At 69.7% G+C, this 18,499-nt stretch carries 16 protein-coding genes and 1 pseudogene; 13 read left to right on the forward strand and 4 right to left on the reverse strand.

The features are described 5' to 3' along the window. The first annotated feature begins 15 nt into the window (after positions 1-15). The 7 genes and pseudogenes from OG381_RS34520 to OG381_RS34550 all read left to right on the forward strand — a co-directional run. Entirely contained in the window at positions 16-243 is a 228-nt protein-coding gene (locus OG381_RS34520) for a hypothetical protein (RefSeq protein WP_327719909.1), read from the forward strand. Next, positions 215-1,147, forward strand: coding sequence for a hypothetical protein (locus tag OG381_RS34525; RefSeq protein ID WP_327719910.1), 933 nt, complete (start codon positions 215-217; stop codon positions 1,145-1,147). Before OG381_RS34520 ends, OG381_RS34525 begins: the two co-directional genes overlap by 29 nt. Continuing rightward, the gene (locus OG381_RS34530) at positions 1,144-1,395 is read left to right on the forward strand and encodes a hypothetical protein (protein ID WP_327719911.1); all 252 of its coding nucleotides are present in this window, start codon (positions 1,144-1,146) and stop codon (positions 1,393-1,395) included. The genes OG381_RS34525 and OG381_RS34530 overlap by 4 nt, the downstream gene beginning before the upstream one ends. A 311-nt stretch (positions 1,396-1,706) precedes the next feature. Further along, the gene (locus OG381_RS34535; protein ID WP_327719912.1) at positions 1,707-1,982 is read left to right on the forward strand and encodes a hypothetical protein; all 276 of its coding nucleotides are present in this window, start codon (positions 1,707-1,709) and stop codon (positions 1,980-1,982) included. Continuing rightward, positions 1,912-2,376 carry a hypothetical protein gene (locus OG381_RS34540; RefSeq protein WP_327719913.1) on the forward strand — a complete coding sequence of 155 codons (465 nt, stop codon included), beginning with the start codon at positions 1,912-1,914 and terminating at the stop codon, positions 2,374-2,376. The genes OG381_RS34535 and OG381_RS34540 overlap by 71 nt, the downstream gene beginning before the upstream one ends. A gap of 317 nt (positions 2,377-2,693) precedes the next feature. Beyond that, positions 2,694-4,766 (forward strand): recombinase family protein, encoded by a 2,073-nt coding sequence (locus tag OG381_RS34545; protein WP_327719914.1) that lies wholly within the window; start codon positions 2,694-2,696, stop codon positions 4,764-4,766. Further along, positions 4,667-5,017 (forward strand): annotated as a pseudogene (locus OG381_RS34550) (LLM class F420-dependent oxidoreductase); the annotation flags it as partial. The gene OG381_RS34545 and the pseudogene OG381_RS34550, both read left to right, overlap by 100 nt. 79 nt (positions 5,018-5,096) lie before the next feature. Here the strand turns inward: OG381_RS34550 and OG381_RS34555 are convergent. Continuing rightward, positions 5,097-5,876, reverse strand: a complete 780-nt coding sequence (locus tag OG381_RS34555; protein WP_327719915.1) for an SAM-dependent methyltransferase — start codon at positions 5,874-5,876, stop codon at positions 5,097-5,099. 170 nt (positions 5,877-6,046) lie between these two features. Between OG381_RS34555 and OG381_RS34560 the strand changes: the two genes are divergently transcribed. Then, the gene (locus OG381_RS34560) at positions 6,047-7,534 is read left to right on the forward strand and encodes a 3' terminal RNA ribose 2'-O-methyltransferase Hen1 (RefSeq protein WP_327719916.1); all 1,488 of its coding nucleotides are present in this window, start codon (positions 6,047-6,049) and stop codon (positions 7,532-7,534) included. Next, positions 7,531-10,074, forward strand: a complete 2,544-nt coding sequence (locus tag OG381_RS34565) for a polynucleotide kinase-phosphatase (protein WP_327719917.1) — start codon at positions 7,531-7,533, stop codon at positions 10,072-10,074. The genes OG381_RS34560 and OG381_RS34565 overlap by 4 nt, the downstream gene beginning before the upstream one ends. A gap of 3 nt (positions 10,075-10,077) precedes the next feature. Here the strand turns inward: OG381_RS34565 and OG381_RS34570 are convergent, their stop codons facing one another. Beyond that, complete coding sequence (locus tag OG381_RS34570) at positions 10,078-10,968, reverse strand: hypothetical protein (RefSeq protein ID WP_327719918.1); 891 nt, start codon at positions 10,966-10,968, stop codon at positions 10,078-10,080. Next, a complete protein-coding gene (locus OG381_RS34575; protein ID WP_327719919.1) occupies positions 10,965-11,969 on the reverse strand; it encodes an SPFH domain-containing protein in 1,005 nt (334 codons plus the stop codon). The genes OG381_RS34570 and OG381_RS34575 overlap by 4 nt, the downstream gene beginning before the upstream one ends. Before the next feature lie 118 nt (positions 11,970-12,087). Between OG381_RS34575 and OG381_RS34580 the strand changes: the two genes are divergently transcribed. After that, the gene (locus tag OG381_RS34580; protein WP_327719920.1) at positions 12,088-13,311 is read left to right on the forward strand and encodes an arginine deiminase; all 1,224 of its coding nucleotides are present in this window, start codon (positions 12,088-12,090) and stop codon (positions 13,309-13,311) included. A gap of 82 nt (positions 13,312-13,393) precedes the next feature. Beyond that, positions 13,394-14,401 (forward strand): ornithine carbamoyltransferase, encoded by a 1,008-nt coding sequence (gene argF / locus OG381_RS34585; RefSeq protein ID WP_327719921.1) that lies wholly within the window; start codon positions 13,394-13,396, stop codon positions 14,399-14,401. 3 nt (positions 14,402-14,404) lie between these two features. On the opposite strand, the gene OG381_RS34590 is transcribed toward argF, so the two are convergent. Further along, positions 14,405-14,857 (reverse strand): ATP-binding protein, encoded by a 453-nt coding sequence (locus tag OG381_RS34590; protein ID WP_327719922.1) that lies wholly within the window; start codon positions 14,855-14,857, stop codon positions 14,405-14,407. Positions 14,858-15,144: 287 nt separating this feature from the next. Between OG381_RS34590 and OG381_RS34595 the strand changes: the two genes are divergently transcribed. Together OG381_RS34595 and OG381_RS34600 are read left to right on the forward strand one after the other, a co-directional pair. Then, positions 15,145-15,972 carry an enoyl-CoA hydratase family protein gene (locus tag OG381_RS34595; RefSeq protein ID WP_327719923.1) on the forward strand — a complete coding sequence of 276 codons (828 nt, stop codon included), beginning with the start codon at positions 15,145-15,147 and terminating at the stop codon, positions 15,970-15,972. Next, complete coding sequence (locus OG381_RS34600) at positions 15,957-18,341, forward strand: bifunctional salicylyl-CoA 5-hydroxylase/oxidoreductase (RefSeq protein WP_327719924.1); 2,385 nt, start codon at positions 15,957-15,959, stop codon at positions 18,339-18,341. The genes OG381_RS34595 and OG381_RS34600 overlap by 16 nt, the downstream gene beginning before the upstream one ends. Positions 18,342-18,499: the final 158 nt, after the last annotated feature.

An 18,499-nucleotide genomic window follows, 5' to 3' on the forward strand; every position in this document is an offset into this window, starting at 1 on the left:
GAAGGAGGGGGGCCAATGGCGAAGCTCTACAAGTACATGGACGGTCGCGGAGACCTCTTTGAGGTCGAAGAGGTCATGATCCCCGGCGTGGGGCTGGGGCTCTCTCTGCGCACCACGCACAGCGGCCCCTGCATCCCGATGGAGGAGATACCGCGGCTCATCAATGCCCTTAAGGAAGGGCTCCACGTCACCACCGGCACAAAGGAGAGGCAGCATGGCAAGGATCATTCAGAGGATTACTAAGCTGGCGCCGGCCGATGACCCGTACCCGCTCCCGAGCGAAGTACAGGTCATGGGCGTGTCCCCGGAGATGGCCTCTTCGTGGTCCTCCTACCGGAGCGGACACCCCAAGCTCCGCCACCTGTCCCCCGTAGTGGTGGGCAAGTACAAGGACCTGATCGAGGCGGGCGACTTCTGCGAGGCGACGCCCGAGGGGCTCGTCTTCGACACCGAGGGCTACATCATCTCCGCCCAGCACCGGCTGGCCGCTCTCGCCAACGCCGATCCGGCGAAGCTGATCGAGCACTACGGCCGTCCGTGGCTGAATCTCTGGATCTTCCCGAACCAGCCCCGGGACATCGCCCCCTATCTGGACCAGCCGCACCGGCGCACAGCCGCTCACCTGCTGGTCGGCACCGCCTACGCCAAGGACATCGGGGCCGGTAGCAAGATGCTGGCAGCCCTTGCTATCGGGGACCGCTTCGGTACCCCGTCCTTCAACTCGGTCTCCGTGCCCCAGACGGTAGCCAACGCCCGCGCGTGGCCGGAGCTGGAGCGGTACGCCGCCGAGGTCTACGGCATCTGGCGGGTGACGAGCATCCCCCGCGGGCACCACCTGGCGGTACTCGCGCAGGCTGCCCGCACGGAACACGCCGCTGCGATCCCCGCATGGTTGGAGGGGCTGCGCACCGGCGCCAACCTCACAGAGACCGATCCGCGGCTCTTGCTGCGAGGCAAGTTCCGTGGCGGGTTCGTGTCACAGGCGAAGGTCACCAAGCGGGATCAGCAGTACGCCGTGATCGTGAAGTGCTGGAACGCCTACCTCACTGGCGAAGTGATCAACCCGATCGGCCTGCGCTTCCGCGCGGGCGAAGTCATGCCCCTCGTGGAGGGCTACGGCGCCAACAGGGAAAGGGAGGCTGCGTGACCGCGTCTCGGCAGACAAAGAAGGCCTGGGGCAGGAAGCTGGAGGAGGCCTCGGACGCCGTCCAGAAGGCCAAGGACGACCTTCTGGTGACCATCTACCAGGCTCGCACCGAGGGCGGTCTGAGCCAGGGCGACGTGTCCTATCACGTCGCCGAGTGCTCACCCTCTGGGGTGAAAGCCAAGGAGGAGCGGGGCCGGGCGATCGTGGAGGCACGGAGGGGGAGTAAGCGGGTGGCCAGTACGCCGTGAGCGAATCCACCCCCCAGGGTAGGAGCGCCTGGTTAATCGCTCTGAATCGGGTACTCCTACGGCCTACCGGCAGTCATCGGATGCCCCGCCACAGACCCCGGTTTCGGGGGTGGTGGGGCCGGTGATCGGCTGTGTCTTACAACGATCGCCCGCACGGTCAATCGTGGCCACATTCGGTTAAGTTTTCGGCAAGGGTCTTACCTGTGGAGGCCAAAGCTTGAGCTGACCTCCACACTGGCCCCACAGCTGCCATGCCATGCCTGAACGACCGAAGGGACCGCAGGATCGTGCCACCACGGAAGAAGACAGTCTTGTCCGACGAGGTCAGAGACGCGCTGCGGGCGCGTCTTACCCGCGCAAAGGAGACCAAGGACCGAGCAGAGGAGGACTTCTATATCGACGTCTACCTCATGTTCCAGGCCGGTCTGACGTTCGACGAGATCACCCGGGAACTGGGCGCCAGTGTCGGCGCCGTCAACGACTGGAAGAAAAAGGGGGAGGAGGCATCCCGAAGGCGTGAGTCAGCGCGAGGTCACCGGCCTGACCAAGATCCTGTCAGATCCGGAGAACGAGAGTCGGTCAGCTGAAGAGATCGCCCAGCTCTGCATTGACGAGCTGGACGCCTTGCGTTCTGCATCTGACCGTCTCGCCGTCGTCGGCCAGCTGCGCTTTGGGCCCCAGGAAGACGTCCAGACAGTCGTCCTGGGGCCTTTCCGCGCCCCGCTGCTCCTGCGTGACGAGGAGCGCTTCGCCGACGTCGTACGGCGTCCCTGCACCCAAGCGAGGGACGCCGGCCAACACTTGGCTTGGGACTCTAAAACCGGCACCGGGAGCGGGAGATTCATGCTCGCCCCGGCTTTCATGAAGCCCAGGGATGCCTGGGACTTCTACCGGCCCGAGAAACGGCCGGACATCGAGCACATCACCAAGTCCATTGCGCGCTGGCGCCCCGGCCTGTGGGCCGAGGAGTTCAACGCATGACCCCGCCCTTGTGGGGCGGGAGGGAGTGGACATGCAAGACGAGAGCGCCATTCCGGCCGAGGAGGCCGGGGAGTGGCTGCGGGAACACGCCAGAGATCAGCCGGTCACGATCGACCTACGCTCCCCCGCCTCACCGGGGAGCACGCTGACCATCCACCGGCGGGAGTGGACCGAGGAGGAGAGTCGTCGCCTCGCACACATTCTGTTCGGTCCCATGCCTGACGCGTCGGATTCCCGCTAACGTTCCCCCGAAAGCGAGATGACCCCAGCTGGGATGTGGCCCGGCTGGGGTCTCGACAGTCTGCAAGGAGACCGTCATGCGTAAGTCAACCCTGCCCAGGCAGCGCGGCGCAACCCTGCGTATCGCCATCTACCTGCGAGTGTCCACCGTTAAGCAGCTGGACGGTTACGGGCTCTCGACGCAGGAAGACATGTGCCGGAGCGTCGTCCGCCTGAAGTTCGCAAGCGTTCCTCACGAGATTGTCGAGGTCTTCACAGACGGAGGCGTGTCGGGGAAGCTGCGTTCCCGGCCGGACTTCGACCGGATGAACCAAATGGTTGCCGAGGGTCTTGTGGACGTCGTGGTGGTGGCCAAGCTGGACCGCCTTGGCCGGACGATGGAGGACATCCACCGCTGGACGTTCGACACCACAGAGAAGGGCGTGCGGGTCGTCACGGCGGACGGCCGGCTGGACAGCAGCGACGACATGTTCAAGCTGATGTTGTCCATCCTGTCCTGGATGGCCGATATGGAGCACATCCTCATCAAGGAGCGCACCACATCGGGGCGCGAGGCAAAGCTTGCCGAGGGCAAGTGGGCCTTGGGCGTCGCCCCGTTCGGCTTCGCCCTGGAGGGAAAGGGTCGTGACGCCACACCAGTGGCTCACGAACAAGAGGCCCGCACCCTGGAACTTGCTGCGGAATGCCTGGTCGACCGGGGGATGAACCTGGCCGAGACGTGCGACGAGCTGAATCGGCTCGGCAGGCCGACCCGCAAGGGCGCCCCCTGGAACGCAACCTCCCTCCGCAAGATCCTCATGGGCAATGCCATTCAGGGGTTCGTCCGATACCGGGACCCCGAAAGCGGCCTGTCTGAGGCGCAGCGCGACGAAGCGGGGAACTTCGTCAACGGCGAGACGCAAGAGGTCAGGCTTCCGAGGGTTCTCCCGGAGGCGCGCGTGAGTGCGGTACGTACCGCCGTAGCGCGGCTGGCGCGGTACCGGTACACCCCGGAGAACCGTGAGTACCTCCTCACGGGGCGGATCATCGGCCAGTGCGGCAACGCATACATCGGCGGCCAGAACGCCACGGAGAGCCTTGCGGCCACCTATAAGTGCAGGGGGGCTGTCGGCCACGACACCCGAGGCAAGGCCAAGTGCGGGTGTTCGCAGATCCGCGCCGAAGAGGTCGAGCAGTTCGTGTGGGACGCCGTGGTCATCGGCCTGAAGGACAGGGAAAATCTCCGGGTCCTGGCGGGCCAGTGGCTTGGCGGCATCCCTGAGCGCTCGGAGTCCTACCGGCGGCGTATCGAGGAGCTGGAGACGGCCATTGCCAGGAAGCGCAAGAGCCGCAAGTCAAAGATCCTGACCATGCTGGCGCTCACGGAGGAGCTTGCCGACGAGGACGGCAGCGTGGATACGCAGATGGTCGAGGAGCTGAAGGACACCCTGATCCAGCAGGAACGGGGACTCGAAAAGGAACTCAACGACGTCCGTGGCTGGCTGGCCGAAGTCGAGACCGAAGAACAGCGCGTGGCGGACGTCCTTGCCCTGGCCGACCAGATCTCACCGCGCCTGGACGAGCTGCCTGTAAGGCAGCGTCGGGACGTGATTGACCTGTTCGACGTCAAGGTGGTCATCGAGGATCAGGCCTCTGGTGGAGTGCTGCGGCCCAGCGTGGTCGAGAAGTGGTTCAGCGAGAGCGGGAAGCTGATTCCCGGCCCGCTCACCGACGAGCAGTGGGAGCGGGTCTCCCCGCTCTTCCCGACGCCCCAGGGCGCCCGTGATGCGGCACGGTGGACGTCTCGCCGGATGGTGCTCGACGCCCTGTTCTACAAGGCTCGTCATGCGCTGCGCTGGACGGAGCTGCCCCAGGAGGTTCTGGGGACGACGAACCACAGGTACCTGAAAATGCTGGCCGTCGAACTGGTGGAGGGAGGGCATCTCGCCAAGGTCGTGGAGTTGCTGGGCGACTACTCCGGCACGCAGGTGCCGGGGCCGGTGAGGCTGCCGCGCCTGGACATCCGCATGGCGCTTGCCGAGCAGGGGACTTTGGATGAGTTGATCGCACCGACTTCAACATGCCCTTCGGCTCGGTCGAGGACAGCGAGCGCCAGTTCGCCCGGGTGCGCGCCGCCGCCGAGGAGGCCGGACGCAAGGGCGACGAGCTGACGTACTCCAACGCCCTCGTGGTCTGCGTCGGCAAGGACGACCAGGAGGTCGCCCGTCGTGCCGCCGCGATCGGCCGTGAGGTGCCCGAGCTGAAGAGCAACGGCCTCGCCGGGTCCCCGGCCGAGGTCGTCGACAAGATCGGTCGCTACGCCGAGATCGGCTCCCGCCGTATCTACCTCCAGGTCCTCGACCTCCACGACCTGGAACACCTGGAGCTCATCTCGGCGCAGGTGCAGTCGCAGCTGTCGTAACCCTGGAAAACGACCGACCGGCGGACCGCGCCGCACGGCCCGGTCCGCCGGATCGTCCGTCAGGACTTTCGTCCGCCCGTCAGGACTTGTGCCCGACCCCCACGTACAGGGGGATCTCCTCGCCGCCCTGCCGTGCGCCGAGCTCGGGATGCCACTGGGCCGCGAGCACGACACCCGGGTCCACCAGCTCCAGCCCGGTGAAGAACCCGGAGAACTCCTCGCGCGAACGCACCTGGGCCGCCGTACCGCCCTTGCGGTACACCTCCACGACCCGCTCCCAGGTCTCCGGGTCGAAGTCCCCGGTGGCGTGCGAGAGCGTCAAGTAGCTGCCGGGCGCCAGGGATTCGACCAGCTCCCGCACGATCCGCACCGGCTCGTCCTCGTCCCCGACCAGGTGCAGCAGGGCCACCAGGGACAGCGCGATCGGCTGAGTGAAGTCGAGGGTCTCCCGGGCCGCCGCCAGGATCCTGCCCGGTTCGCGCACATCGGCCTGGACGTAGGCGGTCTTCCCCTCCGGCGCGCTGTGCAGCAGGGCCTCGGCGTGCCGGAGGACGATCGGGTCGTTGTCCGCGTACACCACCCGCGCGTCGGGGGCCGTCGCCTGGACGATCTGGTGGAGGTTCGGCTCGGTCGGGATGCCGGTGCCGATGTCGAGGAACTGCCGCACGCCCCGCTCGGCCAGCAGCCGGGAGGCCCGGTGCATGAACGCGCGATTGGTCCGCGCCATCTGACTCACGGAGGGGAAGAGCGAGGTCACCTGCTCGGCCGCCGCCACGTCGACCGGGTAGTTGTCCTTCCCGCCGAGGAAGTAGTCGTACATGCGGGCCGAATGGGGCTTGCTGGTGTCGATCGTGCTCACAGTCGTGGATCCTCCCTCGAACGCCCGGTCGACCGGAGGCTAGCGAACATTGCCGACGGGCGATAAATCGAGAGTACGTACGGGGCGGCCCGAGGTACGTTGAGCGGGCCCCCCGCAGCTCAGAACGGCGAGAAGCCGCAGCTCAGAAGGATCCCAGAGGTGTAACCACCGTGTTCCTCACGATCAGTACCACCGGCACCCCCGAACGCCCCGCGACCGACCTCGGCTTCCTGCTCCACAAGCATCCCGAGAAATCGCAGGCGTTCTCCACGTCCTACGGCACGGCACACGTCCTCTACCCCGAGGCCGACGCCGAGCGCTGCACGGCGGCGCTGTTGCTGGAGGTCGACGCGGTGGCGCTGGTCCGGCGCGGCAAGGGCAAGGGCCGCGGTGGCGCTCCTGACGCGGCGCTCGCGCAGTACGTCAACGACCGGCCCTACGCCGCGTCCTCGCTGCTCGCCGTCGCGCTGAGCGCGGTCTTCTCCAGTGCCATGCGCGGGGTGTGCAACGCCCGCCCCGAGCGGGCCGCGCAGCCGCTGCCGCTGCGCATCGAGGTGCCCGCGCTGCCCGCGCGCGGCGGCTCCGACCTCGTACGGAAGCTCTTCGAGCCGCTCGGCTGGGCGGTCACCGTCGAACCGGTCGCGCTGGACGAACAGTTCCCGGAATGGGGCGACTCGCGGTACGTGCGGCTCGTGCTGGAGTCGCGGACCCTGACCCTCGCCCAAGCCCTGCGCCACCTCTACGTCCTGCTGCCCGTCCTCGACGACGCCAAGCACTACTGGGTCGCCTCCGACGAGGTCGACAAGCTGCTGCGGGCCGGTGAGGGCTGGCTGCCCGACCACCCCGAGCAGAAGCTGATCACCAGCCGGTATCTGTCGCGCCGCTGGTCGCTCACGCGCGCGGCGATGGAGCGCCTGGAGCTCGTACGGCTCGCCGAGGCCGACGACAGCGAGGTCGAGGAGATCGACAACGCCGTCGAGGCGGAGACCGAGGACGAACAGAAGCCGACCCCGCTCGCCGTGCAGCGCCGGGACGCCATCCTCGCCGCCCTCCAGGCGTCCGGCGCCGCCCGGGTGCTCGACCTCGGCTGCGGACAGGGCCAGTTGGTGCAGGCGCTGCTCAAGGACGTGCGGTTCACCGAGATCGTGGGCGTCGACGTGTCGATGCGCGCGCTCACCATCGCCTCCCGGCGGCTCAAGCTGGACCGCATGGGGGAGCGGCAGGCCTCCCGCGTCAAGCTCTTCCAGGGGTCGCTCGCCTACACGGACAAGCGCCTCAAGGGCTACGACGCCGCCGTGCTCAGCGAGGTCGTCGAGCACCTCGACCTGCCACGGCTGCCCGCCCTGGAGTACGCGGTCTTCGGCGCCGCCCGCCCGCGGACCGTCCTCGTGACGACCCCGAACGTCGAGTACAACGTGCGCTGGGAGACCCTCCCGGCCGGCCATGTCCGGCACGGCGACCACCGCTTCGAGTGGACGCGGGAGGAGTTCCGGACCTGGGCCCGGGCGGTGGCCGAACGGCACGGGTACGGCGTTGAGTTCGTACCCGTCGGGCCCGACGACCCCGAGGTCGGACCGCCGACCCAGATGGCCGTCTTCGAACTGAGCACAGCCGACGTCAAGACCGACGAGACCGAGAAGGAGGCGAAGGCGGCATGACCGAGAACCAGACCAAGGGGCGCGTGCTGCCCGTCACCGACCTCTCCCTCGTCGTCCTCGTCGGAGCCTCCGGCTCCGGCAAGTCCACGTTCGCCCACCGGCACTTCAAGTCCACCGAGATCATCTCCTCGGACTTCTGCCGCGGCCTGGTCTCCGACGACGAGAACGACCAGGGCGCGACGAAGGACGCCTTCGACGTGCTCCACTACATCGCGGGCAAGCGCCTCGCCGCCGGCCGCCGTACGGTCGTGGACGCGACCAGCGTGCAGTCGGACTCCCGGCGCCAGCTGATCGAGCTCGCCCGGCAGTACGACGTCCTGCCCATCGCGATCGTCCTCGACGTGCCGGAGAACGTGTGCGCCGAGCGCAACGCGGCCCGCTCCGACCGGGCGGACATGCCGGTCCGGGTCATCAAGCGCCACATCCGCGAACTCCGCCGTTCCATACGGCACCTGGAGCGCGAGGGGTTCCGCAAGGTGCACGTCCTGCGGGGCGTGGAGGACATCGAGAACGCCACCGTCCGCACCGAGAAGCGCTTCAACGACCTCACCCACCTCACCGGCCCGTTCGACATCGTCGGCGACATCCACGGCTGCGGCTCCGAACTGGAGTCGCTGCTGAGCAAGTTGGGCTACGTCGACGGGGTGCACCCCGAGGGCCGCACCGCGGTCTTCGTCGGCGACCTCGTCGACCGCGGCCCGGACAACCCGGGTGTGCTGCGCCGCGTGATGTCGATGGTGAAGTCCGGCAACGCGCTGTGCGTGCCCGGCAACCACGAGAACAAGTACGGCCGACACCTCAAGGGCCGCAAGGTCCAGCACACCCACGGACTCGCCGAGACCATCGAGCAGATGGAGGGGGCGTCCGAGGAGTTCCTCGCCGAGGTGCGGGAGTTCATCGACGGACTGGTCAGCCACTACGTCCTCGACGGCGGCAAGCTGGTCGTCTGCCACGCCGGTCTGCCGGAGAAGTACCACGGCCGCACCTCGGGCCGGGTCCGCTCGCACGCGCTGTACGGCGAAACCACCGGGGAGACCGACGAGTTCGGCCTGCCGGTGCGCTACCCGTGGGCCGAGGACTACCGGGGCCGGGCGGCCGTGGTCTACGGCCACACCCCCGTCCCGGAGGCGACCTGGCTCAACAACACCATCTGCCTGGACACCGGCGCCGTCTTCGGCGGCAAGCTCACCGCGCTGCGCTGGCCGGAGCGGGAGCTGGTCGACGTACCGGCGGAGAAGGTCTGGTACGAGCCGGTGAAGCCGCTGAAGTCGGAGGCACCCGGCGGACTTGACGGGCGGCCGCTCGACCTGGCGGACGTGCACGGCCGCCGTGCGGTGGAGACCCGGCACCAGGGCCGTGTCGCGATCCGCGAGGAGAACGCGGCCGCGGCCCTCGAGGTCATGAGCCGTTTCGCGGTGGACCCGCGACTGCTGCCGTACCTCCCGCCGACCATGGCTCCGACCGCGACCTCGCAGGTCGAGGGCTATCTGGAGCACCCGGAGGAGGCCTTCGCGCAGTACGCGGCGGACGGGGTCGCACGGGTCGTGTGCGAGGAGAAGCACATGGGCTCGCGGGCGGTGGCGCTGGTGTGCCGGGACGCGGAAGCGGCACGCAAGCGGTTCGGCGTGGACGGTCCGACCGGCTCGCTGTACACCCGCACAGGCCGCCCGTTCTTCGACGACGAGTCGGTGACGGAGGAGATCCTCGGGCGGCTGCGCGCCGCGGTCACCGAGGCCGGTCTGTGGGCCGAACTCGACACGGACTGGCTCCTGTTGGACGCCGAGCTGATGCCCTGGTCGCTGAAGGCGTCGGGGCTGCTGCGCTCGCAGTACGCGGCCGTCGGTGCCGCGTCCGGGGCGGTGTTCCCGGGTGCGCTGGCCGCGCTGGAGGGGGCGGCGGAGCGGGGCGTCGACGTCACGGACCTGCTGGGGCGCCAGCGGGAACGGGCCTCGAACGCGGCCGCGTTCACCGAGGCGTACCGGCGCTACTGCTGGCCGACGCAGGGCCTGGACGGCGTACGCCTGGCCCCGTTCCAGATCCTGGCCGTGCAGGGCCGCAACCTGGCGTCCCTGCCGCACGACGAGCAACTGGCGCTGCTGGACCGCCTCGTGGAGCACGACGGCACGGGTCTGCTCCAGACCACCCGGCGCCTCTACGTCGACACGGCTGACCCCGAGTCGGTGCAGGCGGGCGTCGACTGGTGGCTGGAGATGACCGGCCGCGGCGGCGAGGGCATGGTGGTCAAGCCGCTGGGGGCGGTGGTGCGCACCGAGGAGGGGCGCCTGGTGCAGCCCGGCATCAAGTGCCGCGGCCGCGAGTACCTCCGGATCATCTACGGCCCGGAATACACCCGCCCCGACAACCTGACCCGGCTGCGCGGCCGCTTCCTCAACCACAAGCGCTCGCTCGCGATCCGCGAGTACGCACTCGGCCTGGAGGCACTGGACCGTCTGGCCGAGGGTGAGCCGCTGTGGCGGGTGCACGAGGCGGTGTTCGGGGTGCTGGCACTGGAGTCGGAGCCGGTGGACCCGCGGTTGTGACGGTCAGCCGACCAGCCTCAGCCGCTCCGCGTACACCCCCACGCGGACGCTCTGGCCCCAGGTCAGCTCCAGGGCGTCCGACTCCATCCCGTCCCCGAACGCGATCAGCCGTTCGGACTCGACGGTGAGGTGCAGGGCGGCCGACGCCGGCAGTTCGCCGGCCACCAGTGACGTACCGGTGGCCGGCGAGGGCCAGGCCTCGCGGACGAACCAGAGCAGGCGGTCCTCGGTGGGGCGGGGCAGCGGCAGGTCGCTGCCCCGTTCCTGCCACACCGACCGCACCCACCCCGTCGCGCCCGTCCCCGTGCCCACCAGCACTCCGGAGGAGGCCTGGGCCTCGGCGGCACCCCCGTGGTCGTCGAGGCCCAGGCGGTAGCGGGCGGTCTGATGGCCCGGGGCGCCCACGTAGATCTCGTTGAGGGCGACCAGGCGCTGGCTGTCGTCGGCGACCGCCTCGACCATGGTGAGTTCGTCGACGGCAGGGGCGCCGGCCGTCAGGAGTTTCGCCGCGTCCCGGGGGCGGTGGCGCACCAGCACACCCGGGTTGCGGCCGGGGTCGGTGTCGATGCCCACCACCGGTTGCCCGGAGAGGTACTTCGCCGCGTTCGCCACCAGCCCGTCCTGGCCGACCACGACCACCACGTCCTCGGGGGCGAACAGGAAGCGGTCCAAGTCACCGCGCTCCACGCGTGACTGACGCCAGGTCAGGGGGATCGCCGCCGTCACCTCCGCGAGCGCGCGGCGCGTACGGCGGTGGCGCTCGGCCACCTCCTCGATGTCCCGGCCCCGGGAGGAGAGGAAGAACGCGGCCTGGCCGTGCGTGCCGTGGTGGGCCACCAACTCCTCGTACTCCGTGGTGCGGTGGACGAGGACGACCCGCGGGGCGAGGCTCACGTCCGGTCCTGCGTGCCCAGCCTGGCCAGCAGCCCGGTCAGGACGTCCGGCGACACCGTCACGCTGTCGATGCGGGGGAAGTTCTCCGCCAGCCGGGTCGCGGTGAGCGCGTGCAGGACGGCCACGTCCACCTCCGTGTGCACCTGGAGCCACGCAGCCTGCGCCTGGGCCCGTGCCGCGCCCACCGTCTGCGCGCCCTCGGCCTCGGCGCGGGCCAGCCTGACCGAGCGTGCCGCCTCCGCCTCGGCCCGTACCGCGTCCGCCGCCGCGTGCTCCTCCGCCTCCCGCCGGGCGTTCGTGCCGCGCTGCTCCACCAACTGCTCCTCGCGCCGGGCGAGTTCGATCTGGCTCGCCAGCTCGTTCTCGGCGATCGTCCGCTCCCGCTCGACCGCCACCGCCCGTCGCTCGTACGTCGCCCGGTCCGCCTCCTGCTGGATCTGCTCGCGGGCCGGGGTGCGCAGCGCCCGCTCCACCTCCGGCTCGGGCCGCAGCGCGACCACCCGGACGGCCACCACCTCGATCCCGGTGGCCGGCAGCCGCGGTTCCGTCGCCAGCCCCGCCGTCACCCGCTCCCGTACCGCCGCCACACCGTCCATCAGCGCCGCCGCCAACGGCGTACGGGCCAGCACGTCCAGCGCGTGCTGCTGTGCCGTCTCCGTGAGCAGCGTGCCCAGCTGCTCCAGCGGGGTGCCGCGCCACGCGCCCGTGTCCGGGTCGATCGAGAAGTCCAGGCGGGCCGCGGCGAGCGCCGGGTCGCTGATCCGGTAGGTCACGGTCGCCTGCACCGCCACGTCCTGGAAGTCGGCGGTGCGGGCGTGGAAGGTCATCGCCAACTCCCGGTCGTCGACCGGTACTTCGGAGAGCGCCGCGGTCAGGGCGCGGAACCAGAAGCTCAGCCCCGGACCGTCGTGCAGGAGCTTTCCGCCGCGGTGGTGCCGCACATGCGCGGTCGGTGCGCCACGCAGATGGCGCCAGCCCAGGCGCCGGGTGATGTCTGCCACGAGACCCTCTTTTCGTCTTGACGACGATAACCCTCCGCGGCGGTTGTCGTCAAGGAGACGAGAAAGGGAAGTGGTCAAGCGGGGGGTGAAGACGGTCGCCGGTGGTCAGGATGGACTCATGGGATTCCATGTCGACTCCGAGGCCGGGCGGCTGCGCCGCGTCATCCTGCACCGGCCGGATCTCGAGCTCAAAAGGCTCACCCCCGGCAACAAGGACGCTCTCCTCTTCGACGACGTGCTGTGGGTGCGCCGGGCGCGCGCCGAGCACGACGGCTTCGCGGACGTGCTGCGCGACCGCGGGGTCACCGTCCACCTCTTCGGCGACCTGCTCACCGAGGCCCTGGCGATCCCGGAGGCCCGCACCCTCGTCCTGGGCCGGGTCTTCGACGAGAAGGAGTACGGCGTCCTGGCCACGGACCACCTCCGTGCCGCCTTCGAGTCGCTGCCCGCGGCCGAGCTGGCCGAGGCGCTCGTCGGCGGCATGACCAAGAGGGAGTTCCTGGACGCGCACGAGGAGCCGGTCTCCGTCCGCTTCCATGTGATGGACCTCGACGACTTCCTCCTCGCCCCCCTGCCCAACCACCTCTTCACCCGCGACACCTCCGCCTGGATCTACGACGGCGTCTGCGTCAACGCCATGCGCTGGCCGGCCCGGCAGCGCGAGACGGTCCACTTCGAGGCGATCTACCGGCACCACCCCCTCTTCCGCGACGAGACGTTCCGCGTGTGGAGCGAGGGCCAGGCCGACTACCCGTCCACCATCGAGGGCGGGGACGTCCTCGTCATCGGCAACGGCGCCGTCCTCATCGGCATGAGCGAGCGGACCACGCCCCAGGCCGTGGAGATGCTCGCGCACAAGCTGTTCGCCGCCGGGTCCGCGCAGACGATCGTGGCGCTCGACATGCCCAAGCGGCGGGCCTTCATGCACCTCGACACCGTGATGACGATGGTCGACGGCGACACCTTCACCCAGTACGCCGGGCTCGGCATGCTCCGCTCGTACACCATCGAACCCGGCGTCGGCGACAAGGAGCTCAAGGTCACCGACCATCCGCCGGAGCACATGCACCGCGCGATCGCGGCCGCCCTCGGGCTCAGCGAGATCCGCGTGCTGACCGCGACCCAGGACGTGCATGCCGCCGCGCGCGAGCAGTGGGACGACGGCTGCAACGTCCTCGCCGTCGAACCGGGAGTCGTCGTCGCCTACGAGCGCAACGCCACCACCAACACCCATCTGCGCAAGCAGGGCATCGAGGTCATCGAGATCCCGGGCAGCGAGCTGGGCCGGGGGAGGGGCGGACCGCGCTGCATGAGCTGCCCGGTCGAACGGGCGGCCGTATAGACGTACAGGGCATCGCATAGAAATGCCGAGTGTCGTATAGACTTCCAAAGGTCCGTGTCACTCGTATCCCTGGAGCGCCCCCATGGCGACCGTCCCGACCGCCCTTGCCGGGCGCCACTTCCTCAAGGAGCTCGACTTCACCGGGCAGGAGTTCCTCGGTCTGATCGAACTGGCCGCCGAGCTGAAGGCGGCCAAGAAGGCGGGGACCGAGACGCAGTACCTGCGAGGGAAGAACATCGCGCTGATCTTTGAGAAGTCCTCGACGCGCACGCGCTGCTCCTTCGAGGTCGCGGCGGCCGACCAGGGCGCCTCCACGACGTACATCGACCCCTCGGGCTCGCACATCGGCAAGAAGGAGTCCACGAAGGACACCGCGCGCGTGCTGGGGCGGCTCTTCGACGCGATCCAGTTCCGCGGCGACGCCCAGGACACCGTCGAGACACTCGCCGCGTTCGCCGGCGTCCCCGTCTACAACGGCCTCACCGACGACTGGCACCCCACCCAGATGCTCGCCGACGTGCTCACGATGACCGAGCACACCAGCAAGCCGGTCGGGGAGATCGCCTTCGCCTACCTCGGTGACGCCCGCTTCAACATGGGCAACTCCTACCTGATCACCGGCGCCCTGCTCGGCATGGACGTCCGGATCGTCGCCCCGAAGACCTACTGGCCCGCCCAGGGCATCGTGGACCGGGCTCGTCGGATCGCCGTCGACAGCGGGGCGCGCATCACCCTCACCGAGTCCCTGGACGAGGGTGTCGTGGGCGCCGACTTCGTCGCCACGGACGTCTGGGTCTCCATGGGTGAGCCCAAGGAGGTCTGGGACGAGCGGATCACGTCCCTCGCGCCGTACGCCGTGACCATGGACGTCCTGCGGGCCACCGGCAACCCGGACGTCAAGTTCCTGCACTGCCTCCCGGCCTTCCACGACCTCGGCACCAAGGTCGGGCAGGAGATATACGACTCCCACGGCCTGGACTCCCTCGAGGTGACCGACGAGGTCTTCGAGTCGGCCCACTCGGTCGTCTTCGACGAGGCGGAGAACCGCCTGCACACGATCAAGGCCGTACTGGTCGCGACGCTGGCCTGACGGCTACGCGGGCCGCCACTGCGGCGGCACCGCCGGCAGCCTGAACCACACCGCCTTGCCGGACTCGGTCGGGCGGTGCCCGCAGGACGAGCTCAGGGCGCGGATCAGCAGCAGGCCGCGCCCGTGCTCCTGCCAGGGGTCCGGCTCGGTGTCCACGGGACGGGTGAGATTGCCGGGCGGCGCCGGGTCCGGGTCGTGCACCTCGACCTGGCAGCCGCTGGGCAGCAGCTCCACGACGAGCTCTATCGGGGCGTCCCCGGCGGTGTGCTCCACGGCGTTCGCGACCAGCTCGGCCGTCAGCAGCTCAGCGGTGTCGCTGTCGGCCCCGTGCTTCAGCTCGGCCAGCGCCGTACGCACCAGCGCGCGGGCGACGGGTACGGCAGCCGCGGAGTGCGGCAGCGCGATGCGCCAGGAGGCGGAGGCTGAGGGGCGATCTTGCAAGGCGGTTCCGTTCATGAGCAGGCTGTCCTGCTTTCAACCTTATGAATGGTACGGCGCCGACCGGCAGAGGCATCCGACGGGCACCGAACGGGACCTTCGACCCCGTTACCGGGCGGCTTACCCCTCACAACGCCCTCCCTCGCACGGCTGCTCCCGCCGTAGCGGCTCTGTCGACGAGCCGTGACAGATGTGACCGGTCCAGGTCACATCCGTACGGTGTTATCGCGCACTCGTGACGACAGTCAAAGATGGGTGATAGCTTCGAAGGGTAGAGCGCACCTCGTCTGGGGAGGCCGCACCGCATGAGTCCCTTCACCGGCTCCGCCGCCCGCACCACCCGCTGGGAACATCTGCGCGTGGAGGTCGCCTCCGGCGTCGCCACCGTGACCCTCGCCCGCCCCGACAAACTCAACGCGCTCACCTTCGGCGCCTACGCCGACCTGCGCGACCTGCTCGCCGAGCTGTCCCGGGAGCGGTCGGTACGCGCCCTGGTGCTGGCCGGCGAGGGCCGCGGCTTCTGCTCCGGCGGCGACGTGGACGAGATCATCGGCGCGACCCTGTCGATGGACACGGCCCAGCTCCTCGACTTCAACCGGATGACCGGGCAGGTCGTGCGGGCGGTACGGGAGTGCCCGTTCCCGGTGATCGCGGCCGTGCACGGCGTAGCGGCGGGCGCGGGGGCGGTACTGGCCCTGGCGGCGGACTTCAGGGTGGCGGACCCCACGGCCCGGTTCGCCTTCCTCTTCACCCGGGTGGGACTGTCCGGCGGCGACATGGGCGCGGCGTACCTGCTGCCCCGGGTGGTGGGCCTCGGCCACGCCACCCGCCTGCTGATGCTCGGCGAACCGGTGCGGGCCCCCGAGGCCGAGCGCATCGGCCTGATCAGCGAACTGACGGACGAGGGCGCGGTGGACGAGGCCGCCCAGACCCTGGCCCGCCGCCTGGCCGACGGCCCAGCACTGGCGTACGCCCAGACCAAGGCCCTGCTGACGGCGGAACTGGACATGCCGCTGGCGGCGGCGGTGGAACTCGACGCGTCGACCCAGGCCTTGCTGATGAACGGCGAGGACTACGCGGAGTTCCACAAGGCGTTCACGGAAAAGAGGCCACCGAAATGGCAAGGACGGTGACTGTGGCTAGCCCAGGGGCGCGGGGCTGTGTTGAATCTGCGGCTACCGCCGCGCGGGCGCGACCAGCCACCGCGAGCCCGCAGTCGCCGACGACGACCAGCCACCCCCTACGCGTCGCGATCATCGGCGGCGGCCCCGGCGGCCTCTACGCGGCGGCGCTGCTGAAACGCCTCGACCCGGCCCGCGAAATCACCGTCTGGGAACGCAACGCCCCCGACGACACCTTCGGCTTCGGGGTAGTCCTCTCCGACGAGACCCTGGGCGGCATCGAGCACGCCGACCCAGAGGTCTACACAGCCCTGCAACAGGACTTCACCCGCTGGGACGACATCGACATCGTCCACCGCGGCACCCGCCACACCTCCGGCGGCCACGGCTTCGCCGCCCTCGGCAGAAAACGCCTCCTCGACATCCTGCACACCCGCTGCCACGACCTCGGCGTCGACCTCCGCTTCCGCACCGAGGCCCCACCCGACCTCGCGACCACCCACGACCTCGTCATCGCCGCCGACGGAGTCAACAGCACCACCCGCGAGACCCACGCCCACGCGTTCCGCCCGCAGGTGACCACCCACCACTGCCGCTACATCTGGCTCGCCGCCGACTTCGCCTTCGACGCCTTCCGCTTCGAGATCGCCGAGACGGAACACGGCGTGATGCAACTGCACGGCTACCCGTACGCGGCAGACGCCTCGACGGTGATCATCGAGATGCGTGAGGAGGTCTGGCAGGCGGCCGGTTTCGCGGACCTGGGCGAACAGGAGTCGGTCGAACGCTGCGCCAAGATCTTCGCGGACGCGCTCGGCGGCAGGCCGCTGCGCTCCAACAAGTCCGCGTGGACCACCTTCCGTACGGTCGTCAACGACCACTGGTCCCACGGCAACACCGTCCTCCTCGGCGACGCCGCCCACACCGCGCACTTCTCGATCGGCTCGGGCACCAAGCTCGCGGTGGAGGACGCTCTCGCCCTGGCCGCCTGCCTGGAGGAGCAGCCGTCACTGGAGCAGGCGTTGACCGCCTACGAGACGGAACGCAAACCCGTCGTCGCCTCCACACAGCGTGCCGCCCGCGCCAGCCTGGAGTGGTTCGAGAACCTCGGACGCTATCTCGACCAGCCGCCCCGCCAGTTCGCCTTCAACCTGCTCACCCGCAGCCGCCGGGTCACCCACGACAACCTGCGGCTGCGCGACGCCCGCTTCACCGGAGCCGTGGAGCGCGAGTTCGGCTGCCCGCCCGGTACGCCCCCGATGTTCACCCCGTTCCGGCTGCGCGGCCTGACCCTGCGCAACCGGGTCGTGGTGTCGCCCATGGACATGTACTCGGCGACCGACGGCCTCCCCGGCGACTTCCACCTCGTCCACCTGGGGGCGAGGGCGCTCGGCGGCGCGGGGCTGGTGATGACCGAGATGGTGTGTGTCAGCGCGGAGGGCCGTATCACTCCCGGCTGCACCGGCCTCTACACCGGCAAGCAGGTCGAGGCCTGGAAACGGATCACCGACTTCGTGCACGCCCAGGCGCCCGACACCGCGATCGGCGTCCAGCTCGGTCACAGCGGTCGCAAGGGCTCGACCAAGCTGATGTGGGAGGGCATCGACGAGCCGCTGCCCGACGGCAACTGGCCCGTCGTGGCCGCCTCCCCGATCCCGTACGGGCCCGGCAACCAGACCCCGCACGAGCTCACCCGGGCCCAACTCACCGACCTGCGCGAACAGTTCACCGCCGCCGCCTGGCGAGCCGCCCGGGCCGGTTTCGACCTGCTCGAACTGCACTGCGCGCACGGCTATCTGCTGTCCGGATTCCTCTCCCCGCTCACCAACCGCCGCACCGACGCCTACGGCGGCACCCTCGCGAAGCGGCTCCGGTTCCCCCTCGAAGTCTTCGACGCCATAAGGGGCGTGTGGCCTGAGGAACGGCCCATGACGGTCCGGATCTCCGCCACCGACTGGGCACAGGGCGGTACGTCCGCCGAGGACGCCGTCGAGATCGCCCGCGCCTTCGCCGCGCACGGCGTCGACGCGGTCGACGTGTCGACCGGGCAGGTGGTCGCGGACGAACGGCCCGCGTACGGGCGGTCGTACCAGACGCCCTTCGCGGACCGTATCCGCCATGAGACCGGCGTCCCGGTGATCGCGGTCGGCGCGATCTCCTCCTGGGACGACGTCAACTCCCTGATCCTGGCCGGGCGTACGGATCTGTGCGCCCTCGCCCGCCCGCACCTCTACGACCCGCACTGGACGCTGCACGCCGCCGCCGAGCAGGGGTACGAAGGGCCCGGCGTCGACTGGCCGGCCCCGTACCGGGCAGGCAGCCGGCGCCCGCAGACGGGACGCACGGACGCCCCCAAGCCCCGCCTGACACTGGGGACTTGAGGACCCAGGAGAGGGCGAAGTCCTTCTCGGTGGTCGCGGTACTCACACCAGCCCCCCGCTCCGCCGGCACCGCGTACAGCGCGCCCGCCGCCTGGCTGGCGTACAGGCCCTTGGCGCGGGAGAAGCCCAGGCCCGCGGAGAGGAAACGGCGTATCTCG

This window comes from Streptomyces sp. NBC_00490 (assembly GCF_036013645.1).
GTDB classification, from domain to species: domain Bacteria; phylum Actinomycetota; class Actinomycetes; order Streptomycetales; family Streptomycetaceae; genus Streptomyces; species Streptomyces canus_F.

Coding starts and splice junctions, on each gene's coding strand:
- OG381_RS34520 (WP_327719909.1), top strand. CDS start 16: ATGGCGAAGCTCTACAAGTACATGGACGGTCGCGGAGACCTCTTTGAG.
- OG381_RS34525 (WP_327719910.1), top strand. CDS start 215: ATGGCAAGGATCATTCAGAGGATTACTAAGCTGGCGCCGGCCGATGAC.
- OG381_RS34545 (WP_327719914.1), top strand. CDS start 2,694: ATGCGTAAGTCAACCCTGCCCAGGCAGCGCGGCGCAACCCTGCGTATC.
- OG381_RS34565 (WP_327719917.1), top strand. CDS start 7,531: ATGACCGAGAACCAGACCAAGGGGCGCGTGCTGCCCGTCACCGACCTC.
- OG381_RS34580 (WP_327719920.1), top strand. CDS start 12,088: ATGGGATTCCATGTCGACTCCGAGGCCGGGCGGCTGCGCCGCGTCATC.
- argF (WP_327719921.1), top strand. CDS start 13,394: ATGGCGACCGTCCCGACCGCCCTTGCCGGGCGCCACTTCCTCAAGGAG.
- OG381_RS34590 (WP_327719922.1), bottom strand. CDS start 14,857: ATGAACGGAACCGCCTTGCAAGATCGCCCCTCAGCCTCCGCCTCCTGG.
- OG381_RS34595 (WP_327719923.1), top strand. CDS start 15,145: ATGAGTCCCTTCACCGGCTCCGCCGCCCGCACCACCCGCTGGGAACAT.
- OG381_RS34600 (WP_327719924.1), top strand. CDS start 15,957: ATGGCAAGGACGGTGACTGTGGCTAGCCCAGGGGCGCGGGGCTGTGTT.